Source organism: Streptomyces sp. AA4 (assembly GCF_000158875.1).
GTDB lineage: Bacteria > Actinomycetota > Actinomycetes > Mycobacteriales > Pseudonocardiaceae > Amycolatopsis.
The window spans coordinates 123,267-140,759 of the sequence record NZ_GG657746.1 but is presented as its reverse complement, the minus strand read 5'-3'; the positions used below and the strand labels follow the sequence as shown (position 1 = coordinate 140,759).

Here is a 17,493-nt window from a genome sequence, read left to right as displayed (position 1 = left end):
CTGCAACCTCCAGCTTGCTCAAGGTCAAGTCACCCAGGGTCACGACGGTTGTGACTGGCACCACTCTCTGGTGTGATGTACCCCGCGATGCCTACCAGTCAGTAGCACACGTTCGAGTGGTGCTGGCTTTTCGAAGGGAGCCCGATGAAGACCCCTCGACCACTGGCCAGGGCCAGTGCGGTGACGGCACTGGCCACCGCCGCCGCATTGCTTCCCGCGACCGCCTGGGCCGCGACCCCCGCCTGGGCCCCCGCGGACACTGCCGCCGTGCACCCCGGGGTGCAGACGCGCACCAACGGGGCGCAATGCACCTCGAACTTCGTGTACAGCAACGGAACCGACGTGTTCCTCGGACAGGCCGCGCACTGCTCCGGCACCGGCGGTTCGACCGAAACGAACGGCTGCTCCGCCGGTTCGCTCCCGCTCGGCACCCCGGTCGAGATCGCCGGGGCGAGCAAGCCGGGAACGCTCGTCTACAACTCGTGGCTGACCATGCAGTCCCGCCACGAAGCGGACGCGAACACCTGCCAGTACAACGACCTGGCGCTGGTGAAAATCGATCCCTCGGACGTGTCCACAGTGAACCCGAGCCTGCCGTTCTGGGGCGGGCCGACCGGCGTGAACACCACCGGAACGACGCAACTCGCCACCGTCCTCAGCTACGGAAACTCCGAACTGCGCGGCGGAATCACCCAGCTGTCCCCCAAACAGGGCGCCAGCCTGGGCGACACCGGCGGCGGCTGGAGCCACACGGTGTTCACCGTGACCCCCGGCATCCCCGGCGACTCCGGCAGCGGCTTCCTCGACCGCGACGGCAATGCGCTCGGGGTGCTGAGCACGCTGAACCTGCTGCCGCAGCCAGGCACGAATGGTGTTGGAGACCTTTCGCGGGAACTGGCGTACGCGAACGCGCACGGCGGACTTGGGACTGTGCAACTGGTTCCGGGGACGGCTAAGTTCCGTGGGCCGTTGATCTAGGTTTGCTGCTTCGCCCGTGCCCGGCACGATTCAGTTCGTGCCGGGCACGGTCTGGTTCTGCGCCCCGCTTCTGCCTTCCGCTCACGGCAAGGCGAGCGCAGGCTTGTGCCGGGCAGATCGGCTCGGCGGGCCGGTGAAGCCGTGACAGCCACGGTACGAATGCCGGCCCCCGTAACCCGCTGAATCAACGGCCGCGAGCCTGCGGCGACCGGCACGATTCAGTTCGCCCCAGGGCCGGTCGATTCCATGACCGCTGAACCGACGATCGCTGCTTCCCTGCGCGACGCAACCCATGTCTGCGCACCGGCCAGGCTCCCTCGCCCGCGGATGCCACGCACACTCCTGCGAAAGTCCGTCATCGCCCAGCCAGCGCCATCCGAGTCGTACCGACCGCGGGCTCGCGGGCAGACGCACCTACTCCTCCGACGGCCATCCCGAGTAAGTCCACGCGCCGCGGACCTAACCGTTCGTGACGAGATCCAAGGGAAACCTCCTCAGGAATCCCGCCACCAATGCAGCCAGCAGCCCCGCGTCAATCACCCACCGCGACCGCGTACAGGTACCACGTGGAGTGGGGCAGCCACTGTTCATCCCACCGCCAGTCGTCGTCCTTTCCGGTCACCACGTAGCCCCGGTCCCATGTGATGCCGCTGCCGTCCTCGTTCAAGCCGGTGATGCCGTTGACGATCCCGCCCGCCGTCGGCAGGAACTGCCACGAGCCGAGCCAGCTGTACTGCGGGTTGCCGTGGCCGCTGCCGTCCAGCATGCACACGCCGTACGGGTTGGTTCCGCAGATCCAGTTCAGCTGGTCAGCCGCGTACGACCGCAGGCGCGTCGCGAACTCGCCGGGAAACCGTTGCGCGGCAAGGCGAGCGGCGGTCGCCAGCGACGCGATCCGGGCGTTCTCGCCCTGCCACCACTGGTCTTTCGCGCGCGGCGTGACGTTGTGCGGGAAGAAAAACGAGCTATACCTCTTGCCCTCCCCATCTTGCACCAGATTCCGCGCATACCCAAACGGGTTAGGCACCTCGGCGGTCACCGCGAGTTCGAACTCCAGCGACCGGCGCACGACCTGCAGCACCGCGGAAACCGTTGCCTCGTCAGCGATCTCGGCGTAGGCGAGCAGACTGAGCACCGGCAGACCGGCGTCCGAGGGATGAAAGTAAGGCCGGTCGCCGTCGTCCGCGCGCCAGTAATCGCGGTAAGACTTCCAGGAAACCAAGCGCTGCAACAGATTTCGCGCCCGACGGTCCGCCGCCTCGCGGTATACTGGTTTCTTGGTCACCTGGTACAACTCGACCGCCGCCAGCAACGCGCCGTAGTCGTCCTGGATGTTTTCCTTGCCGTCATTGGTCATCTCGACGTTGTGCTGCTCGAGAAAATCGAACGCGGCTTCGGCGGTCGCCAGATACTCCTCGGGCGAATAGTCGCCCGACGCGTCCAGCGTGGTCGCGGCGGCCAGCGCCGCGATCGCGACCCCGCCGCCTTCGCGGTAGTTCACCTGGACGGGTTCGCCGTCACCGTTCGCCAGGACGTACCGCAGCTTCGGGTCCTTCGGCGGCCCGGGCTGGATGACCGACGTCACGAACGTGCCGCCGTCAAGCTTCACTCGGCGCAGGTAATCGGCGCCGAACAGCGCTTCGTCGGCCAGCCAGGTCCGCAGCTGGGTGAAGTTGGTGTCGCCGCGCGCGGTGAGCCGCTGGTACGCCTTCGCCAGCACCCAGGCGGTCAGCGGGATTTGGAGGGTGTTGAAGTAGCTGCGGTCCGACAGCTGCGTGAAATGCTTGCCGAAGTCGCCGGTCGCGTCGTACCAGCCGCCGTGCGCGTCCATGACCTGCGTGCCCTTGGGGCCGATCGGAGCTTGCCGGTCCTGGCGATCGAACCGGTCCGAGCTGCGGGTGCCCTTGAAGTAGTGCACGACGTGGGAGAGCGTGTAGCGCTCCAGCACCAGCTGCTCGACGCGAAACGGCTGAGACCGCCCGTCGGCGGCGAGCAGGACGTACTCTCCCTCGGTCGTCAGGGCAGAGAAGTCCGCGGTCCAGTAATGCCGATCGTCCCAGCCCGGAACCTGCGCCGCCGCCCGCGGGGTGCCGGTGAAGACAACCTTCCCGGTGGCGACGTCCACGACGGTGAACCTCGGAACCGCCCGCGGCGACTCGACCGCGAGCACCGCCCGCTTGGGCGCGCCGGGCGCGTAACCGACGTTGTTCGCGTAAACCGCCACCCCGGACCGCCCCTCGACGGCCTCCGCCTCGGCTCCGAACGGAGCCATCGCCCCCACCCCCACCGCCGCCGACCCGGCAAGAAACCCGCGGCGCCCCATCTCTCCCGGCATGCTCGACCTCCAGTGGTCCAGACCTTTGAGATGGTATCGAGGCTAGGGAGCGATCTTGAGGTTTGGCAAGACTGCTTCCGAATGGCAGCACCGCGCTCGACAGTGACGCGCCGCAGCGGTGACTCCGCCGCGACGACGAAAAGCCCCATCCGCCGGGGACCGGGGCTGCGTCACTGAAATTGGCTGCGGCCAGGGCCGGGATGACCTTCCGCTTTCAGTTCACTGCTCAGGCAGCTCCCGCCGAGCGCAAACCCCTTGGCCGGAGCGACACCAGCACCCACCCGAACGACGTCGGACTGAGACGGAAGCTGAGACGGCCGAGACACGAAACAGCCCCCACCCGGTCTGGGTGGGGGCTGTTTCGCAGGTAGATGGCTGTGGCCAGGGCCGGGGTCGAACCGGCGACCTTCCGCTTTTCAGGCGGACGCTCGTACCAACTGAGCTACCTGGCCGGGAACGCCGGCTAGGAGCCGAACGATCTTGCGACCCTGACGGGACTCGAACCCGCGACCTTCGCCGTGACAGGGCGACGCGCTAACCAACTGCGCCACAGGGCCTTACTGGTACTGCGTACTCCCAACGGGATTCGAACCCGCGTTGCCGCCTTGAAAGGGCGGAGTCCTAGGCCACTGAACGATGGGAGCCCGATCGGTTTCGGTGGACCGACCGACCGCGCTCTCAGGTGTTCCCCTGGGAGCGATTACAAGCATAGGGCACGTTCCGGGGGCCGTGCACCGGGGGTTCCTTAAGCGATCGGCAAGCCTTCGACCTGCGACAACGTCCGCGCCGACGACTCGACCGCGCCGCCTCCCGCCGATCGCCCCGCCAGAAGCCGGGCCGAGCGATCGGTGTGCGCCACGCCACTCTACGCCGGACAGGGTCTCGCCCGGCCGTCAAGACGCAGCGGAGGTGCCGCCGGATCAGCGCTGCACGGGTGCCTGACCGTCGTCGCCCGGACTCAGCCCGAGCATCTCCAGCAACTGCACGCAGTCCTCCGCGTCGAGCGCACCGGCCGCGACGGCCAGGCGTGCCCGGCGGACCTGGTCGTCGGAGACCCGTTGCCCTTCCGACGACCCGCGCTGCGCCGGCACTCCGCCGGACAGTGACGTGCTTCCCCCGTCGGCACCTTCGTACCGAAGGAGGAACTGACGAACTTCGACCGATCCGCTCATGGCCCCTCCGCGCGGTTCGCAACAACTGGCCGCGAGGCTAACCAGCGGCGAGCAACCCCGGCAGCCCCCCGGAGAGTGAACCTGCGACCACTCTCCGAAACTTCCCTGGTAACGCATTCCAAGATCGCGCAGAACGATTTCTCGCGGCTTCCCCTCGCCGATCCCCGGAACTCGTGCAACAATCGGTGTTGCTGACACACCCCCGGTCAGCGCCTGTGGAGATCCCCTCCGACCCCCGCGTTCCTCCCCCTGGCGCGGGGGTCTCTCCATTTCCGCACACCGGCACTGACCTGCGGATCTACTCTCGGTACCGCTGATCGACAGACAGTCGCGAAATGTGTTTGCCGAGTGGGCTGAACAGGTGATCGAATTAGGCTTGCCGGGCACGGAAATGCGTGTGTCGTGGCTCACAGTGGTTTCCTTGTCGAGACCCAACCGTTATCGTGTCCGCGTGCCTCTTCCCTCCCTCGGCCGCCTCAGCAGCCGCACGAATCTCAAAGCCGTCTCGAGCGGGCGGCATCGCAATGCCGCCAAGGCCGCCGGCGACGAAGTCGTCGAGGACAAGGAGCTCACCAGCTACCTCGCCGCGCTCGCCCCGGACTCCGACCCGGAGAGCACCGGAACCGGCAGCCGCTTCGGCGACGCGCAGGTCTACCAGCTGCGCATGAACCTCATCGCGAGCCAGCAGCTCAAGGACATCGCCCTCGCCCGGAACCTGACCCCGCAGGCCCTGGCGCAGGAATGGATCCTGGAGCGCCTCTCGTGGGAGGGCCAGGCCGCCTCCGCCCAGGAGCGCCGCCACTCCGACGCGATGACCGACGAGTTCCACTTCCCGGCGGACGCGTTCGACCAGCAGCCCCTCGTCGGACGCTGATCCCCGCCCCCCCCCGAACGAAAACCCCCGGCTTCCCCCGACGGCCGGGGGTTTTCCCTTGTCCGGGTCCCAGTGGGCGGGACACGCTCCAGGATCCCGCCGACGACGGCGCGGCTGATGATTCGGGGCAGGCGGGCAGAGGGGTGAGAACGCCGGGCCGGAAGCCAGTCGTGGCGCGATCCGGCCCCGGGCGGCGGCGACGCGGCGCGGGCTGGATCAGGTTGGGTCGGGTCATGAGCGCCGAGAACCGTGATCGCCGCCCGAAAGCCCGCGCCAGAGCACCCCGCGACGCCGACCGATCCTGCTGACTCCACCTCGTCAGCCACTCCGGCCGCCAGCACGGCCCGCCGAACCCGAGCTACCGGCCCAACCCCGACCAGCACCACCCGAACGGGTCGACTCCCGCACACCCACACACAGTCGGGCAATCAACCGATCCGGCGTCGCCCGTACGTGCTGGCCTTCGGCCAACTTCCCGCGACACCCGGCCAAGCGAGGCCGCACCCGCTCGAGCATGACCCCGGAGCAACCCGCGGTAACCGTCGCTCCAACCATTCCCCACAACGGAACCCGCAATGAAAAAAGGCCCCGACGGGAAATCCCGTCGGGGCCCTTCATTCAGGCCTGAGAAAACGCGCGGGCCTGACTCAGATCGCGCGGACCTTCTGGGCCTGCGGGCCCTTCTGCCCCTGGCCGACCTCGAACTCCACTCGCTGGTTCTCCTCGAGGGTGCGGAAGCCGCGTCCCTCGATCTCCGAGTAGTGCACGAAAACGTCGCCTTCGCCGCCGTCCTGCGCGATGAAGCCGAAGCCCTTCTCCGCGTTGAACCACTTCACAGTGCCTTGCGCCACCGCTGTACTCCTCGTAACAGATCCGCTTCGAATGCCACCGAAGCGGCACCCAGGCCGTCCCGGGCGGTTCCAACGAGACGAGCGAAGAGCTTTTCGGCCCCACGGCTCGCGTCAGAAGTTCCGCGAGTGTGAAGCCACGAACACGCAAAACGACGGCCTGGTCAGCAGCCTACCGGGATCTCACCAAATCTGAACCCCGTTGATCGCAAGGATCGGTTCCGTCGTGCGCGCATCACCGGAACGTCGTATCGCCGCCTACGCACCGAAGTCGGACCCCTGGCTACTCTGGTCCAGGACGCCCAGCGCACTTCGGGGATGCACAGTGCGCGGTCGGTCGAGCCGCTTCCGTGATGGTCACTCGGTGCAGTGTGATGCTGGTCACCCTGTTTCCGGTGAACGTGAAGGGCGCTCGGGACGTCTGGGTGTTCGGGGTACCAAGGGGAGATTGGGGATCGGTGTGACTATCCGACACTTCGCACGCCGCCGGGCCGGCGTCGCGGTGCTGGGCTTGGTCGCCGCGCTCACGCTCGGGGCGTGCAGCAGCGGCGGGTCGAGCGTGAACGCGGGCGGAACCGCGGGCGGAGGGCCGACCGAGGCTCCCGCCACGCCCGTGAAACCGGCGGCCGTGACGCTCACGCCGGCGTCCGGGGCGGGCGACGTGGCGCCGGGCGCACCGGCGAAGGTGACCGTCGCGGGCGGCATCCTCGGGGCCGTCACGCTCACCAACGCCGACGGCAAACAGGTGCAGGGGCAGCAGTCTCCGGACAAGAAGAGCTGGAGCAGCACCGAGGACCTCGGCTACGGCAAGACCTACACCTGGTCCGGACAGGCCACCGGCGAGGACGGCAAGCAGGTCCAGATCAGCGGCTCGTTCTCCACGGTCAAACCGCGCAGGCAGATGCAGGGCAGCCTGAACGTCGGCGACGGCCAGACCTACGGCATCGCGATGCCGATCGCGCTCACGTTCCCGAGCGCGGTCAAGGACAAGGCCGCCGTCGAGCGCGCGCTGTCGGTGGAGACCACGCCGAAAACCGAGGGCGCGTGGGCGTGGCTCAACGGCGACACTTCGGTGCACTGGCGGCCGAAGGAGTACTTCAAGCCGAACACGAAGGTCGTCGTCTCGGCCAACATCTACGGCGTTCCGATGGGCGACGGCGTCTACGGCAAGCAGGACGTCTCCGCGAGCTTCACCATCGGCCGCTCGCAGATCGTCAAGGGCAACACCCAGGAACACACCATGCAGGTCATCCGCGACGGCCAGCAGGTCATGGACTTCCCGGTGAGCTACGGCCTCGACTCCGACCCGGGCCGGGTCACGCACAGCGGCACGCACGTGGTGATGTCGAAGCACGCGACGTACTCGATGAGCAACCCGCGCTACAACTACACCGACGTGAACGTGCCGTGGGCGGTCCGGATCTCCAACAACGGCGAGTTCATCCACGGTCTCGCGGGGTCGATCTGGGCGCAGGGCAAGAAGAACATCTCGCACGGCTGCCTCAACCTGTCTCCGGCGAACGCGAAGATCTACTACGACAGCGTCCTTCCCGGCGACCCGGTGGAGATCTCCGGCAGCACCCAGCAGCTGAGCGCGAAGGACGGCGACTACAGCGACTGGACCTACGACTGGGCGTCGTGGACCAAGCTGTCGGCGCTGGCCGCCTGAGCACAGCCGCATCAGCGTCGACCGGACGGCCGGGAGCTTCGAACGCTCCCGGCCGTTCGGCTGTCCGGGGCGGAAAAATTCGATGCAACCCCGGCGCGGACCGACCGCATGACTAGAGCAGAGGAGTGCCGCCCGGCGCTCGCCTGAACCAGGAGGAAACTCGTGCGTGTTCGCTTCGCTCTCGCCATCGGTTCGCTGCTGCTCGCCGGAGGCGCGCTGACCGGCGGCGCGGTCGCTTTCGCCGCGGACGCCCCGCCGTCGGTCTCCCAGCCGGCCCCGCAGCAGACCGCCGCCCCGACCGCCGCGCCCGGCGTTCCCACCGCCGCCCCGGCACCGGCGCAGCGCGCGACGACCGCGCCGAAGGTCGCCGCGCCGGGTCAGCCGGCGAAGTCCAAGCGCGTCCCGACCGCGGTGCCCGCGGGCCCGACCGGCGACCTGCACCTGCCCTCGGTCTGGGGCTGATCGCCCGGTGCCCTCCCGCTCCCGTCCGGCGTCCAGGCCGAGCTCACCGTGGGACGGTGAGTTCGCCCGGTACTTCGGCGAGCGCGCGCACAGCCTGCGGTCCACCGCCTACCTGCTTTGCGGGGACTGGCACCGGGCCGAAGATCTCGCGCAGGCGGCGCTGCTCAAGCTGTACCTCGCGTGGCCGCGGCTGGCCCGGCACGACGCGCTCGACGCTTACGCGCGCAAAATCGTGCTGCGCACTTTCCTCGCGGAAAACCGCCGCAGCCGCTGGAAACGGGAGCGGCTCACCGACGCACCGCCCGACGTCCCGGCTCCGGCCGCCGAGACCGAGCACGACCAGCTGATCCAGCAGGCACTCGCCGCACTGGCCCCGCGCCAGCGCGCGGTGCTGGTGCTGCGGTACTTCGAGGACCTGTCCGTCGAGGAGACCGCCGCGGCGCTCGGCTGCCGGACCGGAACGGTGAAAAGCCAGGCCGCGCGCGGTCTGGCCACCCTGCGGGCCCGGCTGGGCCCGCATTTCGAGGCATTGCCCGTCCCTGGAGGGAGGTGAACGAGATGGTCTCCGATGATTTCGAGAACACCGAAGACGTGCGCGCCTTGTTCGCGCGGACGCCGGACGGCCCGCCGATGCAACTCGACGCGGCGGACGTCATCGTGCGCGGGGCCGCGGTCCGGCGCGCGCGCAAGCGCTGGGCGGTCGCGGGCAGTTCCGCGGCGACGGTCGCGGTGCTCGTGGTGGCCGGTCTCGCGGTCGGCAGCCGCGGGGCCGAGCAGCCGCCGGTCATGCCTGCCGGGCCGGGACTCGCCACCGTCTCGCCCGCCCCGTCCAGTCCGGTCGCGCCGATGCGGGTTTCCCCGGGTCCGGCACAGGTCCCGACGCCCGGTCCGAAGGTGAGCCCCGGCTCGCCGGGCAAGGAACCGCCGACGGAACCGACCGGTCCGCGGGCGGGCACGTCCCGGGCGCCGCAGCCGCCGCGGGCGCATCCGACCACGACCGAACAGGCCCCCGCGTCCCTGCGTTCACCTGCGGGAAGCACCTCGTTACCCAGCTCGACCTCCGGCTGAAACGCATTCGCGGCAAGAGTGGCGGAGGTCACCGGATTCAGTGGGTTTTCGACGAAATATCCCGGGCTTTCGGGGCGATGTTCTCAGTGGCGGCCGGAGCGGTCGTCGAACCAGTCGCTCAGCCGGCACGGCATTGGCCGGCCCGAGAACCTGAGGAGGAAGCACCATGGTGCTCGTTGCACTGATGATCGAAACCGTTGTTGCCGTCGTGGTCGCCGGTGGCCTGGCAGCCTGGGCCCGCAAGCGCTTCGCTCCGCAGGCGGTCGAGGCGACGCAGAACAGCTGACTTCGCACGAAAAACCGCCCTCTGTCCTTAATGGACGGAGGGCGGTTTTTTCGTACCGGCTCAGCGGCTCACTTGCTGGCCCCGGCGAGCTTGCCGCCGGTGTCCGCGGTGTCGATCTGCTCGATCGGCACCCGGGCCGTCTCCGGGATCTTGATGATCGGGACGAGCGCGATGAGGGCCGCGATGATCAGGTAGTACGCCGGCCAGTCCGCGTTGCCGGTGCCGTCGATCAACGCCGTGACGATCACGCCGCAGGTGCCGCCGAACAGCGACGTGGAGATGTTGTAGCCGATGGCGAACGAGCCGTAGCGCACGCGCGTCGGGAACATCGCCGGGAACGTCGAGCCGATGACCGCCAGCATCAGCGCCAGCAGGATCGCCACGACCAGGAAGCCGACGATCAGCCACAGCAGGCTGCCGCTCTGCATCAGCTTGATGCTGGGCCAGCTCAGCACGATGAACCCGATCGCCGCGGTGAGCAGCAGGGGTTTCCGGCCGATCCGGTCGGACAGCGCGCCGAGCGGGATCAGCAGCGAGAACTGCACAATTTCCACGCCGATGACGATCAGGCTCGACTCGGTGTCGCCGATGTGCAGGGTGTTGGTGAAGTACGTCGGCATCGTCGTGAGCAGCATGTAGTCGGCGATGTTCAGCAGCAGCACGATGCCGATCAGGTTGAGGATCATCCGCCAGTTGCGCTGGATGGTCTCCTTGAGCGGAGCCTTCTTCGCCTTCTCGCCCGCCGCCTCGAGCCGGCGGAACTCCGGCGTGTCCTCGAGCTTCGACCGCAGGTAGAGCCCGATCGCGCCGATCGGGAGCGCGATGAAGAACGGGATCCGCCAGCCCCACGAGTTGAACTGCTCGGTCGACAGCGACAGGTAGGTGATCAGCACGACCGCGTTGCCGAGCACGTAGCCGGCCAGCGTGCCCATCTCCAGGAACGAACCGAAGAACCCGCGCCGTTTGGTCGGAGCGTATTCGGCGATGAACGTCGCCGCGCCGCCGTACTCGCCACCGGTCGAGAAACCCTGGATGAGCCGCAGCAGCAAGATCGCGATCGGGGCCGCGATGCCCATGCTGTACCCGCCCGCGTACGTCGGCAGCACGCCGACCAGGAAGGTGCAGCCGGACATCAGCAGGATGGTGAGCGCGAGGACCTTCTGCCTGCCGAGCTTGTCTCCCAACGGGCCGAAGAACGCTCCGCCGAACGGTCGCACGATGAAGCCGACGGCCAGCAGGGCGAGCGATTTCAGCACCGCGTTGCCCTCGCCGGGGAAGAACAGGGTCCCGATACTCGTCGCGATCGCGCCCGAGGTGAATACGCCGTAGTCGTACCACTCGGTCGCGTTACCCATCGCGGACGCGATCACCGCGCGTTTGACTGTTCTCTGATCGACCTCGGGTTTCCCCGTCTTTGGCTCACTCATCCCGGCGGTGACCTCCTCCTGCACGCGTCCCGGTCCATCCGTTGGAGCACATTTCCCCAGTCTTGCCCCGTTGAACCGTGCTGGCAGGATGAGTCGCGAAATTTCTACCGTGCGGAATTTTCCGACTACCCTGCGCTGAAGAAAGCCGGACGGCCCGGTCAGGGCGGGTGCCGACGGGTCCTTCCGCCGGGTTAACGTCGTCGCATGAGTCCTGTTTCCGGCCCGTGGCCGCCAGTGCCGGTGGAGCCGCCGGAGATCCACCCGAAAGCCCCCGCGCCCGGCACTGAACTGGGTACCCACTTCGCCGAATGCTTCGGCTGCGGCGACGAGGTAGACGACGGCCTGCACCTGCGCTCAGCCATCGGCGACGGTTACACGGTGCACTCGAAGTTCACCGTGACCTCCGCGCACCAAGGCGCCCCCGGCCTGGCCCACGGCGGCCTGCTGGCCTGCGCCTTCGACGAAGCGCTCGGCTCAACGGTAGGCAACCTGCTGCACCGCCCCGCAGTGACGGGCAAGCTGGAAACAGACTTCCGCCGCCCAGTACCGGTCGGCTCCACGCTGTACATCGAGGCCAGACTGGACGGCATCGCAGGCCGGAAGATCTACGTAAGCGCGGACGGCCACCTAGACGCCCCAGACGGGCCAGTGGCGGTAAACGCCCGAGCAGTCTTCATCGCAGTGGGCTTCGAACACTTCAGCACCCACGGCGACCCCCAAGCACTGGAAAAGCTCGCCGAACAGCACCGCCGCAACAAACGCGAGTGGGACATCAACCCCTGATGTCCGTGAAGGGCTCCTTGAGGGAATCTGAGTCCCTCAAGGAGCCCTTCACGGACGGTCAGGTGAGGGTGCGGGGGCGGATGGCGTTCGCCCGATCCACGAGCGCGATCCGGTCGCTCGCGTTGTCGGTAAGCCGGGCCAGTGACCGGTAGCAACGTTCAAGTCCGAATCGGACGTCCCGCTCCTCCAGCTCGCACCCCACCACCTTCGAAGCCCCAGACTTGGCCTGGCCTGGCACCTTAAGCCAGTCATAGGCCGCCTCCAGGACCTCCGCGCTCAGCCGCGTGTGCCGCTCGGCGTCCAGGTTGAGGCGCTGCAACCGGCCCGAAGCGTCGACGAGGTCTCCCTCGGTGACGGTCGGCTGCTCCCCAGCCGCACCCCCGTGAGCCCGGGTCTTGATCTTGATCGCCGCGACCTGCGCATCCACATAATGCGTAGAAGTAGCCGGAACCCCCTCCAGCACCTCCACCGCACTCTGCCGCGCCCCCTGCGCGAGATACACCCGAGCAAGCCCGAACGCAGCACTCACATAAGTGCGGTCCGTCCGCCAAACCAGCTCGTAAAACCGAGCCGCCCCGAAGTAATCCCCCACGCCCTCCGCACTGACCGCCAACGCCAGCTTGGGCGCGATCTCCCCGGGCAGATCGTCGTAAACCGCATCGAACGCCACGTGCGCCACCCGCGGCCGCCCGCCGGCAAGCTCGATCAGCCCGCGATACCAGTCGATCCGCCAGTCATGCGGAAACCCGTGCCGGATCGCCAGATACTGCGCCGCCTGCAACTGGCGCTGCGCCTCCACGAACTCGCCCAGCTCAATCCGAGCCCGCACGATCCGCAACCGCACCTCGATCGACTCCCGCGGCGCGGTAGCCAACGCCTCGATCGCCTCATGCGGATCAAGCGCAGTCGTCGTAGCGAGCACCCCGGCAGCCGGGTCATCCGTGTCGACCTGCGGAATCGGCAGCCCGGCAACCACCTCGGCCGCGTCCGGCAACGGCACCCGCTCACCCTGCTCGGGCACCACCAGATGGACACCGAAAGTCCGGCTCTCCGGCCCGAACACCGTCGACGCGGCAGGCCGCGGCTGTCCAGTCCCCAGCGCCATGATCTCGCGCAGCACACCGGTCAACTGATCAGCCATGTCGTCCGCGGCGATGAACCGCCGATCCGGATCAGCGTGGGTGGCCCGCTTCAGGAACCGGTAATACGACCCGAACAGCGCGAACAACGGCACCGCATCAGGCCCAGGCAGCGTGTTCTTGAACTCCCGCGTGTACCCGGCGAACTCGAAGCTCAGCACCGCCAGCGTCCGGCCGACCGTGTACAGGTCCGAGGACACCGACGCGCCCTGCGACGCCAGCTCGGGCGCGCTGTAGCCGGTGGTGAAGAACAGCGGGCTCTCGTAGTCGTCGATCCGCCGCACCGCGCCGAGGTCGATCAGCTTGAGCTGCTCGCGGGTCTGGATGACGTTGTCCGGCTTGAGGTCGCAGTACAGCAGGCCCTGGCTGTGCAGGTAGCCGAGCGCGGGCAGGATCTCCAGCCCGTACGCGATGACCTGGCCGATCGGCAGCGGCTCCGGGCGGTTGCTCTCGCGGTGGTGCTGCAGCGCGAGCTCGCGCAGCGACTGGCCGCCGACGTACTCCATCACGATGTACCCGACGGTGTTGCCGGTTTGCGGGTCCGGATGCTGCACGAAGTTGTGGATCTTGACGATGTTCGGGTGCTCGACCTCGGCGAGGAACCGCTGCTCGTTCGCCGCGGCGGCCATCGCGGTGGAGTCGCCGGTGTCGATCAGGCCCTTCAGCACGACCCAGCGGTCGGACACGTTGTGGTCCTTGGCCAGGTAAATCCAGCCGAGACCGCCGTACGCGAGCGCGCCGAGCACCTCGTACTGGCCGCCGACGAGCTCGTGCGCCTTCAGCTTCGCGACGAACGAGAACGGCGTGCCGCACTTCTCGCAGGTGCCCTCGGGCTCGCCCGGCTGGCCGTCCTTGCCGCGGCCGACCTTCGCGCTGCAGTTGCCGCAGAACCGCTTGTCCTCGGCCACGACCGGGTTCGCCAGCACCGCGGTCGACGGATCGCGGTACGGCACCGGCGGGATGTCGATGAGACCCGCGCCGAGCCGGCCGCGCCGGGAACGGCGGGTGCCGCGCGAGCCGGTGCGCCGCGAGGTGCCGGGGAACGAGCCCGTTCCGGTACCCGTGCCGGTGCCTTGCGAGCCGTGCGAACCGTGCGTGCCGGTGCCGTGGCCCTCGCTGGGTCCGGACGGCAGGACGCTGTCCGTGCCGTGGTCGGGCAGCGGGCCGCCGTCGGCGGGGGCCACCCGCGGGGTCGGCGGCATGATGCTCTGGGTGTGCGGCGTCGGGCTGGCCAGCACGCTGGTCGGCATCGGCGCGGCCGGATCGGCCGGAGCCACCGGCTGGTTCGACTGCGGCAGGATCACCGGCGCGAGGTCGCCCGGCGGACGCGTCGGGGCCTCCCCTCCGTCAGCCGGGGGTTTTCCCTGCGCCGCGGCGCCCATCGGGATCGGGCCGGAGTTCGGGCCGGTGGCGCGGTTCTCCGGCGGGCGCGACGGGCGGTTGCCCTGCTGCGCTTGTTGCGGACGGTTTTGCGGGACCGGCCGCTGACCGGTGCGCGACTGCGGCGGATACGGCTGGCCCTGCGACGGCGGCGCGGGCTGACCGGGGTACGGCTGGCCTTGCGACGGCGGCTGCGGACGGCCTTGCGGCGGCATCGGCTGACCGCCGCGCGGAGCCGGACGGCCCTGCGTGCGCGGCTGCTGCCCGGCTTGCCCCGGCTGAGCGGGCTGTCCCGGCTGGCTGGGCTGAGCGGGCTGACCCGACGGTGCCGACTGCCCCGGCTGTCCCGGCTGGCCTGGCTGACCGACCCGCGGAGCCTGCTGACCGGGCTGCCCGCCCGGGGCTTGCGGACGCTGCACCGGAGCGCTGATCAACGTCTCGGCGTCCGGGTCAGCCTGCGGGTTCAGCCGCCCGGACACCGACAGTTCCGGGGTGTCCCAGCGCACGGGCGGCGGCGGGGTCCACTCGGCCTCGCCCCGCCCGGACGGCTGGTCCGCGGCCTTCGCCTCGTCGCCGTCCCCCTCCGGTGCTGCGTGCCGAGGACGGCGCGCCTCCTCCGACACAACTACCTCCCGAGCTCCCCGCGGCAAACCTGCCGCTCAAAACGTACAACTCGCGCCGCGAGACCGGCCTGGTCACCCGTATTGCGGGGACGGCGGGCTCGCCGGTCCCAGCCGCGCGCCGACCCAGTTCTGGTAACTGTTCGCCCAGGTGCCGTCGCCGCGGATCTTGTCGAGCACCGCGTTCACGAAACGGACCAGGTCCTCCTCGTCCTTCGGGATCCCGACGCCGTAATTCTCCTGCGTCATCGGGTCCCCCGCGACCTTCACCGTCGGATCCTGCGCGGCCATGCCGGCCAGGATCGTGTCGTCCGTGGACACCGCGTCGACCTGGCCCTGCTGCAGCATCACCAGGCAATCCGACCAGTTCGGCACCGACACCGCGACCGGTTTGGCCGGGTCGGTGGCGATCTTCGCGAGCGAGGTCGACTTCGCCGCCGCGCACACGCGCTTCCCGGCGAGGTCGGTCAGCGACTGCGCGTTCGACGACTTCGGGACCAGGATCTTCTGCCCGGCCACGTAGTACACCGACGAGAACTGCACCTGCTTGCGGCGGGCGCAGGTGATGCTGTAGGTCCGGACCACCACGTCGACCTGGTGTTCCTTGAGCACGGTTTCCCGCTGCGACGACGTGATCGCCCGGTACTGCACGTGCCCGTCGGAGCCGAAGATCTGCCGGGCGATCTCGTTGACCAGGTCGATGTCGAAGCCCTCGAGCTTGCCGGTTTTCGGATTCCGGAAGCCGAAGAGGTAGGTCGTCTGGTCGACGCCCGCGATGAGCTTCCCGCGCTGCTTGATCTTCTGCAGGCTCGGCCCGGAGGTGTCCAGACCGTTCGGCGCGAGGCTGGCCAGCGGGTTGCAGCTGGTGTCGGAGTCGCCGCCGGCCGCGGCGTCCGGCCCGCCGACTCCCGCCGGGGTCGGCCAGGCCGCGTCGGTGACGGGCGCGGCCTCCATCGGCTGGGCCGCCGTCCCGCAGGCGGCGGCGAGAACCGCGACCACCGCGAGCACGGCAGTCCGGACGAAGTGCCGCGACCGGATCACCGGTACTCCCTCAGTCTCTCCCGCACGCCGACTGTGATGCCGCCCGCCGCGAACACCGCCAGCACGCCGACGCCCGCCGCGAGCGCGGTGAGCGCGTTGTCGCCGGATCTGGTGCTGTCGAGGAATTCCTGCCGGCAGACGTCGATCGCGGCCTGGAGGTTCGTGTCGAGCCGGGCGAACGCGGCGGCGGCGCTGTTCGGGCTGACGCTCGTCGCGAAGTCGACCGCCTCCTGGTACTGCCCGCCGTCGTCGAGGCGGCGGACCTGAAGGTGGGCGAGCGACCATTCGCGCGCGGCCTGTTCCGCCGCTTCGATCTTCTGCTCCCCCGCGGTGCCGGACGCGAGACCGCGAGCCTCGCCGAGCAGGCCGCCCTTGCCGTCGGCGCCGACGAGCTTCTCGGCCAGCTTGATGAACTGCTGCTCGTACGCGCCGCCGTCGCCGCGTGCGACCAGCGTCAGGGTTTCGTCCGCCCGGGCCTGCAGCGCGTAGATGCGGGACCGCACCAGGATGTCGACCTGCGACGTGCCGTCGGTGCGCCCGGTCGCGACGAGGCTGCCCTGCACGACGAGCGCGACCGCGCCCCACAGCAGCGACAGCACGACGCAGCCGGTGGCCACGAGCAGTCCGATGTTCAGCACCCGGTTCGTCCGCCGGGTCAGGTAGATCTGCGCGGCCACGAGCGCCGCGAGGAGCACGACGACCAGCGCGACCGCCGCCCACGGCACGTCGCTGCTGCTGTCCTGCTCGTCGAAAAGCTTCTTGGTGTGCGCGTTGTAGAGCGCGTCCGCGGCGGGCAGGATCGTCGTGCGCATGAGCTGCGAAGCCTCGCGCAGATACGAAGCGCCGGACGGGAAACCCTGCCGGTTGTTCGCGCGCGCGGTCTCGACGATCCCGGTGTAGACCGGGACCTTCTGGTTCAGGATGTCCACCTGGTGGGCGGCGTCGCCGACGTCGGCGGTGTCGGACGCCGCGCGGGCGAGCGCGGATCCCGCTTCAGCGATGTCCTGCTCGTACCGCTTCCGCAGCGCGGGCGGTTCAGTGCCGACGGAAAGAAACGCGCTGGCGGCCGTCGCGTCCGCGTCCGACAGCGAGCGGAACACCTGCTGCGCGGCCGCCGCGAGAGGTTCGCGGTGGTCGATCAGGCCGTTGATCGTGTTGTCCTTGTCTTTTACGGACAACACGCCCACGAGGCCGGCCACCAGCGAAAGCAGCACCAGGGCGACCGCGATCAGCGAAAGCTTGCCGGGCGTGGTGGTCGTGGATCTGACGACCGCGCGCACCGCCTGGCCGGGCAGGTCCAGCAGGCCGGCGATTCCGCTGCGGCCCCGAAATTCCTCCGGTGGGGGCTCGGCAGTCGTTTCCGGCCGCGTCGCAGTGCTGCTCATCCCCGATCCTCCCCATGTGCCACTCG

Annotated in this window: 14 protein-coding genes and 3 tRNA genes; 7 read left to right on the top strand and 10 right to left on the bottom strand. The window is 69.0% G+C overall.

Annotation, left to right across the window (positions count from 1 at the left end; translation table 11 throughout):
* Window positions 1-144: 144 nt before the first annotated feature.
* A complete protein-coding gene (locus SSMG_RS00645) occupies window positions 145-978 on the top strand; it encodes a hypothetical protein (RefSeq protein ID WP_009071788.1) in 834 nt (277 codons plus the stop codon).
* Between the two features lie 532 nt (window positions 979-1,510).
* Here SSMG_RS00645 and SSMG_RS00640 read toward each other — a convergent pair.
* From SSMG_RS00640 to SSMG_RS00620, 5 genes are all read right to left on the bottom strand, one after another.
* Entirely contained in the window at window positions 1,511-3,250 is a 1,740-nt protein-coding gene (locus SSMG_RS00640) for a glycoside hydrolase family 9 protein (protein ID WP_199785737.1), read from the bottom strand.
* A 441-nt stretch (window positions 3,251-3,691) separates the two neighbouring features.
* Window positions 3,692-3,765 (bottom strand) — tRNA-Phe (locus SSMG_RS00635).
* A 31-nt stretch (window positions 3,766-3,796) separates the two neighbouring features.
* Window positions 3,797-3,870, bottom strand: a tRNA-Asp gene (locus SSMG_RS00630).
* 14 nt (window positions 3,871-3,884) lie between these two features.
* A tRNA-Glu gene (locus SSMG_RS00625) sits at window positions 3,885-3,957 on the bottom strand.
* 276 nt (window positions 3,958-4,233) lie between these two features.
* The gene (locus tag SSMG_RS00620; protein WP_009071784.1) at window positions 4,234-4,485 is read right to left on the bottom strand and encodes a hypothetical protein; all 252 of its coding nucleotides are present in this window, start codon (window positions 4,483-4,485) and stop codon (window positions 4,234-4,236) included.
* A 451-nt stretch (window positions 4,486-4,936) separates the two neighbouring features.
* Between SSMG_RS00620 and SSMG_RS00615 the strand changes: the two genes are divergently transcribed.
* The gene (locus SSMG_RS00615; RefSeq protein WP_037712127.1) at window positions 4,937-5,359 is read left to right on the top strand and encodes a hypothetical protein; all 423 of its coding nucleotides are present in this window, start codon (window positions 4,937-4,939) and stop codon (window positions 5,357-5,359) included.
* 647 nt (window positions 5,360-6,006) lie between these two features.
* Here the strand turns inward: SSMG_RS00615 and SSMG_RS00610 are convergent.
* Window positions 6,007-6,210 (bottom strand): cold-shock protein, encoded by a 204-nt coding sequence (locus SSMG_RS00610; RefSeq protein WP_003097368.1) that lies wholly within the window; start codon window positions 6,208-6,210, stop codon window positions 6,007-6,009.
* Between the two features lie 457 nt (window positions 6,211-6,667).
* Between SSMG_RS00610 and SSMG_RS00605 the strand changes: the two genes are divergently transcribed.
* The 4 genes from SSMG_RS00605 (at window position 6,668) to SSMG_RS42200 (ending at window position 9,406) form a co-directional block, all read left to right on the top strand.
* On the top strand, window positions 6,668-7,876 hold the full coding sequence (locus SSMG_RS00605; RefSeq protein ID WP_037712122.1) for an Ig-like domain-containing protein: 1,209 nt from the start codon (window positions 6,668-6,670) through the stop codon (window positions 7,874-7,876).
* Between the two features lie 162 nt (window positions 7,877-8,038).
* The gene (locus tag SSMG_RS00600; protein WP_009071772.1) at window positions 8,039-8,338 is read left to right on the top strand and encodes a hypothetical protein; all 300 of its coding nucleotides are present in this window, start codon (window positions 8,039-8,041) and stop codon (window positions 8,336-8,338) included.
* A 7-nt stretch (window positions 8,339-8,345) separates the two neighbouring features.
* Window positions 8,346-8,891, top strand: coding sequence for a SigE family RNA polymerase sigma factor (locus tag SSMG_RS00595; protein ID WP_009071769.1), 546 nt, complete (start codon window positions 8,346-8,348; stop codon window positions 8,889-8,891).
* A gap of 5 nt (window positions 8,892-8,896) precedes the next feature.
* Entirely contained in the window at window positions 8,897-9,406 is a 510-nt protein-coding gene (locus SSMG_RS42200) for a hypothetical protein (RefSeq protein ID WP_158687975.1), read from the top strand.
* Between the two features lie 354 nt (window positions 9,407-9,760).
* On the opposite strand, the gene SSMG_RS00585 is transcribed toward SSMG_RS42200, so the two are convergent.
* Window positions 9,761-11,119 (bottom strand): MFS transporter, encoded by a 1,359-nt coding sequence (locus SSMG_RS00585; protein WP_037716365.1) that lies wholly within the window; start codon window positions 11,117-11,119, stop codon window positions 9,761-9,763.
* Window positions 11,120-11,323: 204 nt separating this feature from the next.
* Here SSMG_RS00585 and SSMG_RS00580 point away from each other — a divergent pair, with 204 nt between their 5' ends.
* Complete coding sequence (locus SSMG_RS00580; protein WP_037712119.1) at window positions 11,324-11,902, top strand: PaaI family thioesterase; 579 nt, start codon at window positions 11,324-11,326, stop codon at window positions 11,900-11,902.
* A 58-nt stretch (window positions 11,903-11,960) separates the two neighbouring features.
* Here the strand turns inward: SSMG_RS00580 and SSMG_RS00575 are convergent, their stop codons facing one another.
* From SSMG_RS00575 to SSMG_RS00565, 3 genes are all read right to left on the bottom strand, one after another.
* Entirely contained in the window at window positions 11,961-15,044 is a 3,084-nt protein-coding gene (locus SSMG_RS00575; protein ID WP_286156922.1) for a serine/threonine-protein kinase, read from the bottom strand.
* A 72-nt stretch (window positions 15,045-15,116) separates the two neighbouring features.
* The gene (locus tag SSMG_RS00570) at window positions 15,117-16,082 is read right to left on the bottom strand and encodes a glutamate ABC transporter substrate-binding protein (protein WP_009071759.1); all 966 of its coding nucleotides are present in this window, start codon (window positions 16,080-16,082) and stop codon (window positions 15,117-15,119) included.
* Window positions 16,079-17,467, bottom strand: coding sequence for a hypothetical protein (locus SSMG_RS00565; RefSeq protein WP_009071756.1), 1,389 nt, complete (start codon window positions 17,465-17,467; stop codon window positions 16,079-16,081). The genes SSMG_RS00570 and SSMG_RS00565 overlap by 4 nt, the downstream gene beginning before the upstream one ends.
* Window positions 17,468-17,493: the final 26 nt, after the last annotated feature.